This is a genomic window from Trinickia acidisoli, from assembly GCF_017315725.1.
GTDB lineage: Bacteria > Pseudomonadota > Gammaproteobacteria > Burkholderiales > Burkholderiaceae > Trinickia > Trinickia acidisoli.
Map to the genome: position 1 here is coordinate 1259416 of NZ_JAFLRG010000001.1, position 13249 is coordinate 1272664.

9 protein-coding genes and 3 tRNA genes are annotated in these 13249 nt (G+C 64.9%); 5 read left to right on the forward strand and 7 right to left on the reverse strand.

The genetic code is table 11. The features are described from left to right. Positions 1-14: 14 nt before the first annotated feature. The 4 genes from xdhB to J3485_RS05890 form a co-directional block, all read right to left on the reverse strand. A complete protein-coding gene (xdhB, locus tag J3485_RS05875; protein WP_206951596.1) occupies positions 15-2492 on the reverse strand; it encodes a xanthine dehydrogenase molybdopterin binding subunit in 2478 nt (825 codons plus the stop codon). Continuing rightward, positions 2489-4030, reverse strand: a complete 1542-nt coding sequence (xdhA, locus tag J3485_RS05880) for a xanthine dehydrogenase small subunit (protein ID WP_206951597.1) — start codon at positions 4028-4030, stop codon at positions 2489-2491. Before xdhA ends, xdhB begins: the two co-directional genes overlap by 4 nt. A gap of 358 nt (positions 4031-4388) precedes the next feature. After that, positions 4389-4907: a disulfide bond formation protein B gene (locus tag J3485_RS05885; protein ID WP_206955671.1), complete on the reverse strand. Its 519-nt coding sequence runs from the start codon at positions 4905-4907 to the stop codon at positions 4389-4391. A gap of 220 nt (positions 4908-5127) precedes the next feature. After that, the gene (locus J3485_RS05890; RefSeq protein WP_206951598.1) at positions 5128-6507 is read right to left on the reverse strand and encodes an amidase; all 1380 of its coding nucleotides are present in this window, start codon (positions 6505-6507) and stop codon (positions 5128-5130) included. 297 nt (positions 6508-6804) lie between these two features. Between J3485_RS05890 and J3485_RS05895 the strand changes: the two genes are divergently transcribed. The 4 genes from J3485_RS05895 (at position 6805) to J3485_RS05910 (ending at position 8743) form a co-directional block, all read left to right on the forward strand. Continuing rightward, on the forward strand, positions 6805-8184 hold the full coding sequence (locus J3485_RS05895; protein ID WP_206955672.1) for a gamma-glutamyl-gamma-aminobutyrate hydrolase family protein: 1380 nt from the start codon (positions 6805-6807) through the stop codon (positions 8182-8184). A 155-nt stretch (positions 8185-8339) separates the two neighbouring features. After that, a tRNA-Gly gene (locus tag J3485_RS05900) sits at positions 8340-8415 on the forward strand. Between the two features lie 62 nt (positions 8416-8477). After that, positions 8478-8553 (forward strand) — tRNA-Gly (locus J3485_RS05905). Between the two features lie 116 nt (positions 8554-8669). Continuing rightward, positions 8670-8743, forward strand: a tRNA-Cys gene (locus J3485_RS05910). Positions 8744-8796: 53 nt separating this feature from the next. On the opposite strand, the gene J3485_RS05915 is transcribed toward J3485_RS05910, so the two are convergent. Next, a complete protein-coding gene (locus J3485_RS05915) occupies positions 8797-9432 on the reverse strand; it encodes a LysE family translocator (protein ID WP_206951599.1) in 636 nt (211 codons plus the stop codon). Between the two features lie 125 nt (positions 9433-9557). Next, positions 9558-10196 carry an FMN-binding negative transcriptional regulator gene (locus J3485_RS05920; protein ID WP_206951600.1) on the reverse strand — a complete coding sequence of 213 codons (639 nt, stop codon included), beginning with the start codon at positions 10194-10196 and terminating at the stop codon, positions 9558-9560. A gap of 128 nt (positions 10197-10324) precedes the next feature. Here J3485_RS05920 and pdxR point away from each other — a divergent pair, with 128 nt between their 5' ends. Further along, on the forward strand, positions 10325-11872 hold the full coding sequence (gene pdxR, locus J3485_RS05925) for a MocR-like pyridoxine biosynthesis transcription factor PdxR (RefSeq protein WP_206951601.1): 1548 nt from the start codon (positions 10325-10327) through the stop codon (positions 11870-11872). 97 nt (positions 11873-11969) lie between these two features. Here the strand turns inward: pdxR and J3485_RS05930 are convergent, their stop codons facing one another. Next, complete coding sequence (locus J3485_RS05930; RefSeq protein WP_206951602.1) at positions 11970-13184, reverse strand: polysaccharide pyruvyl transferase family protein; 1215 nt, start codon at positions 13182-13184, stop codon at positions 11970-11972. Positions 13185-13249: the final 65 nt, after the last annotated feature.

Below are 13249 nucleotides of genomic sequence, written 5' to 3' on the forward strand. Positions count from 1 at the left end.
TCGTCGTGCTCCGTTCAAGTCGCGCCAGGCGCGCTCGCCGGCGACGGCGCGCCCTCGGCGGCGGGGGCGGTATCGATCGGTACCGTATGGTCCGTGCCGTCGCCGCCTGTCGCGACGAAGCGCTCGAGCGCCGCGAGGATCGCCTCGGGGGTAGCGGGGGCGTCGAGCGGCGGCGCGCGCCGTGCTTCGGGCGCGAGCGCGGCGATCGCATCGCGCAGCGCCAGAAAGACCGAGAACCCGAGCAAGAGCGGCGGCTCGCCCACGGCCTTCGAGCGAAAGACGGTCGGCTCGGCGTTCTCGTTGGCGTACAGGTGCACGTGGAAAGCGGCCGGCGTGTCGCTGACGGCCGGGATCTTGTACGTCGAAGGCGCGTGCGTCATCAAGCGTCCGTCGCGATTCCACCAGAGCGTCTCGGTCGTGAGCCAGCCCATCCCCTGCACGAAGCCGCCTTCGATCTGACCGATGTCGATGGCCGGGTTGATCGATCGTCCGACGTCGTGCAGCAGATCGACGCGCACGAGTTTCGATTCGCCTGTCAGCGTATTGACGACGACCTCCGAAACGGCCGCGCCGTAGGCGAAGTAGTAGAAGGGATGCCCCGACATCGCGTTGGCGTCCCAGTGGATCTTCGGCGTTGCGTAGAAACCGTCGGACCACAACTGCACGCGGGCGAGATAGGCCGCATCCACGAGCTGTGCGAACGCGATCGCACCGCCTTCCCCGACGACTTTCCCGTGTTCGAAGCGCACGTCGGCTGCCTTGCCGCCGAGCGTGCGCGCGGCGAGTTGCGCGAGCCGCGCGCGGATCGTCAGCGCGGCGGCTTCGGCCGCTTTGCCGTTCAGATCGCTGCCCGTCGACGCGGCCGTGGCCGACGTGTTCGCGACTTTCGACGTATCGGTGGCGGTGACGCGCACTTGCGCGAGCGGCAACCCGAACACGTGCGCGACGACCTGCGCGACCTTCGTGTTGACGCCCTGGCCCATTTCCGTGCCGCCGTGATTGACGAGCACGGAGCCGTCACGATAGACGTGCACGAGCGCACCGGCCTGGTTCAAGAACTCGACGTTGAACGAGATGCCGAACTTGACCGGCGAAAACGCGATGCCGCGCTTGAGAACGGGGCTTTGCGCGTTGAACGCGGCGAGTGCCTCGCGGCGCGCGCGATAGTCGCTCGTCTCGAGCAGGCGCGTGGTGAGCGGGGCGAGGACATTGTCTTCGACGCGCTGGCCGTACGGGGTGACGTCGCGCTCGCCGATGCCGTAGTAGTTGGCGAGCCGTACGTCGAGCGGATCGCGGCCGAGCGCGCGGGCGATGCCATCGAGCACGACCTCGGTGACGAGCGCGCCCTGCGGGCCGCCGAAGCCGCGGAACGCCGTGTTCGATTGTGTGTTCGTCTTGCACGAGAGCGCGACGATTTCGACGTCCGAGAGGAAGTAGGCATTGTCGACGTGACACACCGCGCGCGTGGCGACCGCGCCCGACAAGTCGGCCGAATAGCCGGCCCGCAGCGCGATTTCTACGCGCAAGCCGAGCATGCGTCCGTCGTCGTCGAAACCCGCTTCGTAACGGTAGAGCGCATCGTGCCGCTTGCCCGTGATGAGGAAGTCGTCGTCGCGGTCGACACGCAGCTTCACGGGACGCGAAAGGCGCGTGCAGGCCAGCGCGGCGACGCACGCGAACACGGCCGACTGCGATTCTTTGCCGCCGAAGCCGCCGCCCATCCGCCGGCATTCGCAGAGGACGTTGTGCGCGGGCCAGCCGAGCATGTGCGCGACGAGGGCCTGCATCTCGCTCGGATGCTGCGTCGAGCTATAGACATGCACGCCGTTGCCTTCGGTCGGAATCGCGTAGGCGATTTGCCCTTCGAGATAGAACTGTTCCTGACCGCCGACCGCGAATTCTCCGGCAAGGCGATGCGGCGCTTGCGCGATGCGCGCCGCGGGCGAGCCGCACGTGAGGTGCAGCGGCGGCAGCACGTAATGGTGCAGCGCTCTTGCTTCGGCCACGGTCAGCACGGGCTCGAGCGGTTCGTAGCGTACGACGTCGTCGCTCTTGGCGAGCGTGGCGGCGCGGCGCGCAAGCTCGTACGAGGTGGCGACCACAGCGAAGATGGGCTGGCCGAGATACTGCACGAGATCGTCGGCGAGAATCGGATCGTCGTGCAAGACCGGGCCGCAGTTGTTTTCACCGGGGATATCGGCTGCGGTGAAGACGGCAACGACGCCCGGCGCTTCGCGCACGGCGGTCAGGTCGAGCGAGACGATGCGGGCGTGCGCATGGCGCGACAGCCCGAGCGCGACATGGAGCGTGCCGGCCAGCTCGGGCAAATCGTCGGTGTAGCGCGCTTCGCCGCTGACGTGCAGCTCGGCCGATTCGTGCGGCAGCGGTGTACCGATCGCCGCGTCGGCATCGGCCGCCGCGCTTGACGAAAACGTACGCGAAGGAGTAGGCAAAGAAGCGGGCGCGATTGGCGCGTCGGTGCGCAGGTTCATTGCACCTCCTTCGCATGCGCGTGGGCATCGTCGAACGCGAAGGCGTCGACTTCGGCCAGCGCGAGCGGTGCATGCTCGCGCGTTTCAAGCCAGAACCGCCGGAGCAAGTTGCGCGCAACGATCGAGCGATAGCGGCTCGATGCGCGCAGATCCGTCAGCGGCTGATAGTCGTCGGCAAGCGCGTCCATCGCATGTTGCGTGGCGTTTTCGTCCCACGCGCCGCCGACCAATGCCGCCTCGGCGTGCGTCGCGCTTTTCGGCGTGGCCGCCATGCCGCCGAACGCGATCCGCGCGTTCGCGATGTTGCCGTCGACGACGTCGATCGCGAACGCCGCGCAAACCGCGGAAATATCCTGGTCGTAGCGTTTGGAGACCTTATATGTGCGAAACCGCAGCGTCGGGGCGGGACGCGGAATGCGCAGCGCGACGACGAACTCGCCCGCTTCGAGCGCCGTCTTCTGATAGCCGAGGTAGAACGCGTCGAGCGGTATCGTTCGCGTTGTGCGGCCGCGTCGCAGCACGATTTGCGTATCGAGGACGATCAGTGCGGGCATCGAATCGCCGATCGGCGAGCCGTTCGCGACATTGCCGCCGAGCGTGCCCGCGTTACGCACGGGAAGCGATGCGAATCGCTTGCCGAGTTCGGCAAGCTCCGGATAGTCGACGACGAGCGCCGCGTAGGCCTCTTCGAGTGTCGCGGCCGCGCCGATCGTCAGCGTCGTGGCGTCGCGCTCGATCGTCGTGAGTTCAGGCACGCGTCCGACGTAGAGCAGATCGCCGAGATCGCGCAGTTGCTTGGTCGCCCACAGCCCGATGTCGGTGCTGCCCGCCAGCACGAGCGCGTGCGGGTAGGCGGCGCGCAACTCCGCGAAGGCATCGAGCGAGGCAGGTGCCCAAAACCGGTTTTCGCCGTAGGCGTGGCCGCGCACGTCGGCGCTTGCATAGCCGAACGTTTCTTTCGGCACGCGGCGCATCTGCCGCAAGGCTTGCGTGATCTGTGCGCGATCGAGCGCCGCGCGTGGATAGCGCTCGGTATCGAGCATCTGTTGCGCGGCCTCCACGATCGGACGGTAGCCCGTGCAGCGACAGAGATTACCCGAGAGCGCCGTGGCGACATCGTCGCGTGTCGGCAGCCCGGCGCCGGCTGGATGATTCTCGTAGAGCGCCCACATCGACATCGCGAAGCCGGGTGTGCAGAAGCCGCATTGCGAGCCGTGGCAATCGACGAGTGCTTGCTGAACCGGGTGCAGCGAGCCGTCCGCCGTGCGCAGATCCTCGACGGTAAAAAGCGCGCAGCCGTCGAGCGTCGGCAGAAAGCGGATGCAGGCATTGACGGCCTTGAGCGCGAGCTCGCCGTGCGCATCGAGTTCGCCGACGACGACCGTGCACGCGCCGCAATCGCCCTCGGCGCACCCTTCCTTGGTACCGGTGCAGCGCAGGTCCTCGCGCAGGTGCTGCAGCACCGTGCGCGTGACGGGCACGCCCGAAACTTCGCGGATGGCGCCGCGGTAATAGAAACGGATGGGATGCGTCGTCATAGCCGAATCCTCGATGATGGGACCAGGCGCGCGTTACGCGATGGCCGGCCATAAGCCTCGCGCACGTGGATCGCCATCCATGACCGAAGATAGCACCGACGCGCGGCGACGACATGGTTCGATGCTGATGGACGCTATTACCAGTCCGTCATGACATCGGTGCGATCGGCGCGAACGACTCGCGCTGCCGCGGCGGCGCGGAACGAAGGACGGGGCTCGGTGTTTTCGAGTATCGGGTTTACCCGTGCTCATCGATATCGAACGAGCACCCGACACCGTCTGAAGAAGGCGCGTCTCGAGCGAGGCGCGCGGGCGGAGCAGTGGGTGGCGGCCCTGCCGCGAGGCGGGGCGCCGTGGATCAAGCCGTGTTGAGCCGACGGTTTGCGCGCCGACGCCACAGGCTTGCGGCAACGAGGACGAACGTCAGGACGAACGCGATCAGCGCCCAGCCGGGCAGCAGGATACCGAAAATCGGCGGATAGACCGTTTCGCACAGCCCGGCGACCTTGAAGACGCTCGGCAGCCAATGGGCGGGCGGCAGATTGTCGACGACGGGTTCCAACGCGTCGAAACCGCAACTGAAACCGGGGTTCAATTGAATATACAAATGCCGGGCGGCGCCCGCGATGCCCGCCACGGCGGTGATTACGATCAGCGTTTCGAACAGCGCGATGCCGCGCCAGCCCTTGCGTGCCGCACCGACGAACGCGAACAACGCAATGAGCAGGAACAGGTAGCGCTGAATGATGCACAGCGGGCACGGGTCTTCGTGCAGGGCAAATTGCAAGTACAGCGCGCCGCCGACGAGCCCTAGACAGACGAACCCGAGCAGCGCCAGGAGGCTGCGCTCGCGGCGCAGCGAAGACGTATCGTTCATGAGTGAGGGAATGCTCCGAATAAAGAAACCGTTGAATTCTATTTCGCTTTCCCTTAAACGAGCGTGAAACCCGGCAAGACCGATCGCAACGCGCATCGACGAAACCGTGACCGGCGGCGAAACCGGTTTGTCGTCGCGGATGCCGGCTGACTCGATGCGTGTGAGGCTCGTGGAGCCGGCTGTCATCGGATCTCGACGGATTCGTCGGATTCGTCGGATTTCAGCGGATCGATTCGAGCACGCGCTCGACGGCGAGCGCCGTGGCGAGCAGCGCGTCGTCGGCATGGGGCGCCGCCGCCAGCATGAGACCGACGGGCGCTTGTCCGCGCGGGTGACACGGCAGCGACACGGCGCAGGCATCGAGCAGGTTGAACACGCTCGGATTGCGCAGGACGAGCGCGTTCAGGTGCGCATACGCGGCGTCATCGGCGTCGCAATCGGCTACCCGCGGCGGCACGATCGGCACCGTCGGCGCGACGATCGCGTCGAAGCGTCGCCACAGCGTGCGCTGCGCCATCTCGAGCAAGGCGGCGCGCTCGGCGAGCAAGTCGATGTAATCGGCGGCTCGCGCCGTCTCGCCTTTCTTGATGCGCCCCAGCACGCGCGGATCGTAGCGCTCGCCGTGCGTCTCGATGAGCGGACGATGCCATGCATAGGCTTCCATCGTCGAAAAACCGAAGCGATTGATCCAGGCGAGTTGATCGAGGGGCGAGAAGTGGACGTCGGCGAGAATCGCGCCGGCCGCTTCCAAGTGCTTCGTTGCCGCTTCGACGGCGGCGGCAACGGCCGGCTCGACGTCGTCGGTGACGTAATGCGTGAGGATGCCGAGGCGCAGCCCCTCGAGCGGCCGCGCCTCGGGCACGTGCGGCTCGAGGCCAGCGAGGATGCGATCGACGAGCGCGCAGCACGACACGGAGACGCCGATCGGCCCGAACGAGTCGAGCGTCGTCGACAGCGGCACGGCGCCTTGCCTCGGCACTCGGCTTGCGGTCGGCTTGAAGCCCGTCAGCCCACAGAGCGCCGCGGGGATGCGGATCGAGCCGCCCGTGTCGCTGCCGAGCGCGACGGCCGCCATGCCATCGGCGACGGACGCCGCGGCGCCCGAGGACGACCCGCCGGCGATGCGGGCCTCGCCCGGCTCGTTGCGCCGATAGGGGGAGAGCGGCGTGCCGTAGTGCGGATTCAAGCCGAGCCCCGAATAGGCGAACTCGGTCATGTTCGTGCGGCCGACGATGACGGCGCCTGCGCGTCGCAGGCGGGCCACGGCGGGTGCATCGGCGGCGGCGGGCGCGGCGTCGGCGAGCACGCGCGAACCGGCGCGCGTCACTTGGCCCGCGACGTCGAAGAGATCCTTCACCGAAACGGGAATGCCGGCGAGCGGGGACAGCACCGCACCGGCCGCGCGCAAGGCGTCGAGTGCGTCGGCGCTCGCGCGGGCGCGCTTTGCGTCGACTTCCAGAAAGACGGTCGAGCCCTGGCCGGCGGGATCAGCGATGCGTTCGAGCGCGGTTTCGACGAGTGCGCGGCTCGTCGTGTTGCCCTGCGCCAAGTCGGCGGAGAGTCGAGCGAGCGGCGGGAAAGGAGCGAAATCGGTAGCCATGGAATATCGAGACGAAACGAACGATTGTGGATTGTCGCTGGTCGCGCTGATCGCGCGCTAGATCGGAAGACTATTGCGAGCGCAGTGCGGATGCGATCGAGCGGCATCACGTGTTGCCGCAGCGAGGCTGCTTTCGGGCCATTGTAGCGGCTGGCCCCGGTTTGGGGTGCGGGCGGCGCACCTGGATTGAGCGGCTCGGCAACTGGGCCCGGTGCGGCAATTTGCGACCGATCGGCGCGCTGGCGGATAATGAAACCCTTTCATCGCTTCGCGTACGAGACGCGCCTGCCCATCGTCATGAGCGAAAACACACCGCCGAATGCCGGACGTCCCGGCCCCGATTCTTCTTCCCCGTCCTCGAACGTGTCGTCGGATTCACCCGGCACGACCCCCGCGCGACCCTCGGCATCAGCGTCGTCCCCATCGCCCGCCGCACCGGCAGCGCCCGTGTCGACATCGGCGGGCGCTGCCGAGCCGCCGGCGGGTCCTCCAGGAGCCTCGGGTGCCGCGGGGGGAGCGGCGACGTCCGATGCGATCGATACGGCCAGCGCCGCCTCACGTGCCGCGACCGATGCGCTGGAATCGGCCTCCGCAGTCGAAACGACGGTAGACACGACGTCGACCTCGCACGAAGCGCAGGCGCGAAGCTCGGCAGCGGCCGAGACCGTCGCTCGAGAGCATGCCGCGCAGAGCGCGGGAGCGCCAGGAGCGCCAGGAGCGCCGCCGCCCGGGTTCGGCGCACCGCCCGATTTCGACACGCCGCGCCCGCCGCCAGCGAGTACCGTCACGCAGACGCAGCCGGCTTACTTGCGGCACAGCGATTCGGCGTGGACGGTCCTAGGCCGTACGATCGCCGCGCGTGCGCGACAACTCTTCGACCGTGCGGGGCAGCGTATTACCCAGCGTACGCTGCGTATCGGCGTTTCAGCGCGGATCTTCCACCCCGAGCCTGGTGCGAGAGGATTGCGCGGCAAGACGTTGCAGTACCTCGAAGAATCCGTTGCGCACTGGGTCATGTCGCGCGACGTGATGGTGTTCATGATTCCGACGGTCGGCCATCAAGGGATGCTGCATCCGAGCAACATTCGGCTGCGCGATTATGCGAAGCATCTGGACGGACTGCTGCTGCAAGGCGGCGCGGACGTTTCGCCGCAGACCTACGCGGCGAGCGACATGCGGCCCGAGTGGCCCGGCGATCGCGTGCGCGACATGTACGAACTCGAGTTGCTGTACGAGTTCGTCGAATCGGGCAAGCCCGTGCTCGGCATTTGCCGCGGATGCCAACTCATCAATGTCGCATTCGGCGGTACGCTCTATCAAGACATCGCCACGGAGGTGCCCACCGCGGGCGTTCACGTCAGCGAGTTCTACGATCAGCATCGACACTCGGTGCGCTTTCCCGACGGCTCGACCCTCGCGAGCATGTTTCCCGGCCGGCGCGAGGCCTTGGTCAACTCGATACACCACCAGGCCGTGAAGACGCTCGGTCGCGATCTGAACATCGAGGCCGTCTCCTCGGGCGATGGGCTCATCGAGGCCGTCCGCCACCGGCGCTCGCCGTTCGTGGTGGGCGTGCAGTGGCACCCCGAATTCCATCGCGCGGGCGGCCCGGAGCTGCTCGACTGCACACCGTTGCTCGACACGTTCTTGCGCGCCGCGCGTGAGACTCGGTTCTGATCGATAGGATGTGCCGTGTCGTGCGCGGTGCGGTGCCAGCGGGGAGCCGGCCGCTCGCTGTTCGATGCAAAAAGTGTTGACACGTTTCAGTGGTTTATACATAATCTCGCTTCTCCGGCGAACACGGGTTAGCGTGTGAGTCAGGGAAGCAAACTGCGGGAGTAGCTCAGTTGGTAGAGCGCAACCTTGCCAAGGTTGAGGTCGCGAGTTCGAGACTCGTCTCCCGCTCCAGTTTCGATACGGTGTGTCGTACGGAGTGATTCGTCGAGGTGCCGTGAAGTAGGTGGGAATACGCGGGAGTAGCTCAGTTGGTAGAGCGCAACCTTGCCAAGGTTGAGGTCGCGAGTTCGAGACTCGTCTCCCGCTCCAGGTATAGGGGAAGCTAAGCTTCCCTTTTTGTTTGGCGGCCCAAGCTGGCCGGTTGAACTGATAGGCCGGAACGTTGCGCAGCCGCGCGGCGGCGATGCTCCGGTAAATCCGCTTTTGGCGCGATAGCAAAGCGGTTATGCAGCGGCCTGCAAAGCCGTGTAGGCCGGTTCGACTCCGGCTCGCGCCTCCAAGATAAAACCCTGACCAGTCTCGGCTCGTCAGGGTTTTTCTTTTCCCGAATGCCTATTTAGAAGACCAAGCGAGAAGCCTGAGGCCTGCGATCCCGAATACGACGGCAAGGCATCCTTCCAGCGCGCGCCGGGTGCGCGCGTAGAGGCGGCGGGCCGAGTCCATCGAGAATAGGAAGGCGTATCCGCTGAACACCGAGCATCCGATGATCGCGCAACCCGGGATCACGGCACCGTGGGCGGCCCCCGAACTGTTCGAGGAGAGCGCGACGATCGATACCCAAACCAATACGGCCTTCGGATTCGTCAGGTGCAGCAATACACCTTTCATGTAGAGGCTTTTGAGCGTCGTGGGCCGGTCTGTTTTCGATGAGGATGCGACGGACATGGACAGCGCCGTGCGTCCCGATTTGAAGGCGAGCCAGAGCAGATAAAGGCCGCCGAAAATCTTGATTGCAACGATGAAATGCGAGTATGCAATCAAGGCCGCCGAGATGCCGACCGTTGCAACCGTTGCCCAAAACATCGAACCGGAAATGACGCCGAGCGCAAATGCCAGCGCTGCTTTTCGACCGCTGTTGGCCGCAATCGACATGATTGCGAGGTTGCTCGGCCCAGGGCTCGCCGTGCCGACGAAATAGGCCGCGTAAGCGAGCAGCAGGTTTGCCGAGAAGAACGTATTGCCGGACATAGTCGCCCTTTCGTGTTCGAGATGGACAGCGCCGTTCGATTGTTGCTAATTGGGTGCCGCCCGCCATGATCAGTTTCCCGGTTTTTTGCCGGGCCAGTCGTGCCGATCGCGCCGATCGGGACGCGCTACTTTTGCTTGCGCGCGGCCTCCGCGAGCATCGCATCGCCGATCTGCGACTCCCCGCGCGCCTTGAGTGCTTCACCGGGACCTTGGATATCGCGCAGTTCCTTGTGTTGACCGAGCTTGCTCTTGCCGACCAAACGCGTGATGTCGATCCGCAGGCCGACGATGGACTTCACGACGGTATCGATGTAATCGCTCGGTGCGTCGCTCATCTTCCAGGGTTGAGGCTGCGATGCTTCGTGCGTTCGCGTCAGTCGAGCGACCACGCCGCGAACGTATTTCTCGTCGTCGTGAATCGTGATGCGTCCATACGCGTGCACGACGATGTAATTCCAGGTCGGCACTTGCCGATGGAACTCATGCTTGCTCGGATACCAATTCGGCGAGATGTAGGCGTCGCCTGCACGAAACACCACGAGCACCTCGTCGCCGTTCGCGACGTCTTGCCATACCGGATTGGCTCGCGCAACGTGCGCGCGCAGTACGCCCAACTCGCCTTCGTCCGCGGCCAATTCGAAGGGAACGTGGTTGGCGTCGAGCCCGCTCTTGCCGTGGGTAATCAGCGTGCCGAACGGATGCTGCTCGATACGCGAGTGCAGAACGTCGATGCGAGGTTCGTTGAAATCGGCGGGTACGTACATGGCGGTTCCACAATGGGATAACGGTGTCGGACGTCGATGGCTCGAATGCGAGCCGCTCGCTAGCATTGTGGTAGAAAACTGGCTTATTCTATAGGTCCAATTTGAATCATTTTTGTAGGACCGGAATCATGGCGAGAACGGCCCGGGCAGCCGATATTCCGACCGTCGGCGCATTGGATCGCGCAGCGGGTAACTTGAGCCGTCAGCTTGCACAGGCGTTGCGGGAAGCGGTGCGCAAAGGGGAGGTCGAGCCCGGCGACGTATTGCCGTCCACGCGGCTGCTGGCCGCATCGCTGCACGTTTCACGCGGTACGGTGATCGATGCCTACGAGCAGTTGATTGCCGAGGGTTTTCTGGAAACGAAGGCCGGTGCGGGTACGCGGGTCGCGCGGGCGTTGGTCGAACCCGGCAAGGCAAAGGAACCGCGGCGCGCCACACGCCGGTCTACGGCCGGGCCGCGCTTGCCCGAACCGGCGGCGGCATTTGCGCAGATCGCGCGTGAATTCAGGCCGCTCCCTGCGGTGCCGTTTGCGGTCTCGGTCCCTGTCGGGCTGACGGCGCCCGCCGACATCTGGCGCAAGCTCGGTAATCGTCTGCGTGCGAAAGGTCCCGGTGCACCGGCCGGATACGCCGATCCGCTCGGAGCGTTGCCGTTGCGCGAGGCAATTGCCGGATACGTGCGCAAATTGCGCTCCGTGCGCTGCGAGCCTGGGCAGGTCATCGTGACGAGCGGGACGCAGCAGGGGCTCTTTCTCGCAAGTCAGGTGCTGTTGGCTGCGCGCGATGAGGTATGGGTGGAGAATCCGGCTTATCGTGGCGTGACCGCTGTGCTCGAGAGCACGGGCCATCGCGAAACGATGATACGCGTGCCGGTCGACGCGGAAGGTATCGATGTGGCTGCGGGCATCATGCTGGCGCAGCGCGCGCGGGCGGCTTTCGTCACGCCGTCGCATCAGTACCCCTTGGGCATGCCGATGAGCATGGCGCGACGTACCGCTTTGCTGGCGTGGGCGCGTGCGAACAACGCCTGGATCGTCGAAGACGATTACGACAGCGAACTCCGATATCAAGGCTCTCCGTTTCCGTCGCTTCAGGGATTGGAACCGGATCGTGTCGTTTATCTCGGCACGTTCAGCAAGATATTGTTTCCATCGTTGCGATTGGGTTACGTGGTGGTCCCCGATGACTTGGTCGATGCTTTCTGCGGTGCGCGCGTACTGATGGACCGTCACCCGCCGAACGCGGACCAGCATGTGCTGGCCGCTTTCATGGCCGATGGGCATCTCGAGCGTCATGTCCGGAAAGTGCGTAATGTGTACGCGGATTATCGAGCCCGGTTGATCGAGACGCTTGGCGAATTGCTTGCCGACGATGTCGCGTGGGTGGAGCCGGGCGATCAGGGTATGCATCTGGTCCTTTGGCTGGCACGAGGATTGGACGATCGTATGGTGGCCGAAAAGGCAGCAGCGGCCGGCGTTGCCGTACGCGCCGTCTCGCCGATGTTTGCGCCCGGGACGGCGCGGCCCGGTCTGGTTCTTGGATTCGGTGGATTTAGCCACGCGCAAATGAAGGAAGCGGCGCAACGTCTTGCGGCCGTCATCATCGAGGCGGCGCGGAAATGTACCCCAAAGAGCGTCGCGCGCAAATCGCCGACGCGTCGTAGCGGAAACGAGTGATAGTGCACCAATCGTTGCCGACCCTGCGAAGGGCGATCGACAGACAAGGCAACGCCGAGGCTGTGTCCGCGTTCTCTTTTTCTCATGCTGCCGCCCCTTACGCAATCAATGCGGAAAGGCGTTTGAATCCCGCCTGATACTCGCGTACGAGCATGCTCGCCGTGCGCTGCAGTCGTGCGCGATCGACCTGCAGCACGGCGTCGACGCGCCGCGTCATTTCATCGATGGCTACTTCAGCCGGTATATCCGAGTCTTCCCAAGTGTTCACGAACGCGATCTGCTTGCTTCGGGACACCGTGCGCGCAGGATGACGCACGTTGACACGCGGTAGCGCGAATGCCGCCGCGACGATTCTGCCGTGCAGACTGCTACCGCAGTAAACGCGGCTATTAGCGATCAGCGCGCAGATGTCCCAGATGTTCGGCGATGCCATGATATGTGCCGATGGCGTGCGCATGCGCTGGCGCGTGCGTTCATATACGTCCAAATCGTCGTGCCACGGTGCGATCCCCGCGCGAAAGAACGCGACGCCGAGGCCATGCAATGCGGCGATGGAATCGAGCTGTACAGCGATTTCGTCGAGGGTCCGGTCGTCGCCGAAATCTGCACTGAACTGCACGGCGATATAGCCGTTCGGGCACGCATCTCGTATGGCCGAAACGGCTTCTTCCGCAGCGCGATTGCGAATGAGGTCACCGAAGAGTTCGGCGACCATGACCGCGGGGTCGGGCAAGAGCCGAGTTCGGATTCCTAGCGCGTCGAGGGTGCACTGGGTAATGATGTCGCGCACGGTCACGCTGTTTGCGTTTCGAAGGGCTTCGATGACTTCGGCATGCATCCGAGGTTCGCGATGTTCGAGGTCGATACCGCCGATCGCATTGAAGAGAACGCCGCGGGTGCGTGCAAAGCGCGCTCGCGACAAAACGTAAGGCGCGCGTGCCGACAGACCGAGGTGCGCATGCGCCCATTCGGTCGGCGCTTTCAGCCACGCGGTGCGCTCGTCGATGATCGACTTCGTTTGCTCAGCGGACGACAGCATGACCGCCGCTTCCCAAGCATCGCACGTGAGCAACTCGCCTCCGACGTGAACGATGTCGACCGCTTGATCGCGACACGAAAACGCAAGCGTTGAAAGGGCTTCGACGAAGTGACCGCCGTATGCACGCAAATCGCGTTCGGCCACACCCGCGAAGCGTATGCGCCGGCCCGGCAACATTGCGGCCAAGACATGGGGAAAGAGCATGTCGCCGACGTTGTGACGGTCGAATGCGCCGAAGAGGATTGTTTCCGTATCGTTTGTCGCGTCTGTCATGGGCTTGTTTCTCTCAGAACGGCATGCCGTGGTAGCGGCATGCGATGCACCGTGATGAGCATGTT

Coding starts and splice junctions, on each gene's coding strand:
- xdhB (WP_206951596.1), bottom strand. CDS start 2,492: ATGAACCTGCGCACCGACGCGCCAATCGCGCCCGCTTCTTTGCCTACT.
- xdhA (WP_206951597.1), bottom strand. CDS start 4,030: ATGACGACGCATCCCATCCGTTTCTATTACCGCGGCGCCATCCGCGAA.
- J3485_RS05885 (WP_206955671.1), bottom strand. CDS start 4,907: ATGAACGATACGTCTTCGCTGCGCCGCGAGCGCAGCCTCCTGGCGCTG.
- J3485_RS05890 (WP_206951598.1), bottom strand. CDS start 6,507: ATGGCTACCGATTTCGCTCCTTTCCCGCCGCTCGCTCGACTCTCCGCC.
- J3485_RS05895 (WP_206955672.1), top strand. CDS start 6,805: ATGAGCGAAAACACACCGCCGAATGCCGGACGTCCCGGCCCCGATTCT.
- J3485_RS05915 (WP_206951599.1), bottom strand. CDS start 9,432: ATGTCCGGCAATACGTTCTTCTCGGCAAACCTGCTGCTCGCTTACGCG.
- J3485_RS05920 (WP_206951600.1), bottom strand. CDS start 10,196: ATGTACGTACCCGCCGATTTCAACGAACCTCGCATCGACGTTCTGCAC.
- pdxR (WP_206951601.1), top strand. CDS start 10,325: ATGGCGAGAACGGCCCGGGCAGCCGATATTCCGACCGTCGGCGCATTG.
- J3485_RS05930 (WP_206951602.1), bottom strand. CDS start 13,184: ATGACAGACGCGACAAACGATACGGAAACAATCCTCTTCGGCGCATTC.